Source organism: Mesorhizobium sp. M8A.F.Ca.ET.161.01.1.1, assembly GCF_004792105.1.
In the GTDB taxonomy this organism is placed as follows: Bacteria; Pseudomonadota; Alphaproteobacteria; order Rhizobiales; family Rhizobiaceae; genus Mesorhizobium.
Genome location: NZ_SRTD01000104.1, coordinates 1 through 416, shown reverse-complemented (window position 1 = coordinate 416; position 416 = coordinate 1). Strand labels below are relative to the sequence as shown.

The window sequence follows — 416 nt, the reverse complement described above, 5'->3', positions numbered from 1 at the left end:
TCGCGACACGCTGCGTGCGGCCTTTGGACCGGAGACTGGCATCTTCATCCTGATCGTCTTCGTGATCGGGATAACCAGCTGGATGCATACAGCCCGCATCGTGCGCGGTGATGTGCTGACGATCAAAAGCCAGGAATTCATCATGGCTGCGAAATCGAGCGGCATGCGCGAATACCGCATCATCCTCAGGCATATTCTGCCGAATGTGCTGAGCTCGATCATGGTCTCCGCCACGCTCGGCATCGCTGCCGCCATCATCACGGAATCCGCCCTCTCCTTCCTCGGTCTCGGCTTCCCCTCCGACTTTCCGACCTGGGGACGGCTGCTGTTCGACGGCGCGAACTTCCTGCAACTGACGCCCTCGCGCGTGTTGTGGCCGGGGCTTGCGATTTCGCTCACGGTTCTGAGCGTGAATT

General features: G+C 60.1%; 1 protein-coding gene. It reads left to right on the top strand.

Annotated features, from left to right (window positions below; all coding sequences use genetic code 11):
• Positions 1–416: ABC transporter permease (locus EN804_RS34855; protein WP_135922319.1), on the top strand; the 416-nt coding region annotated here is incomplete at both ends.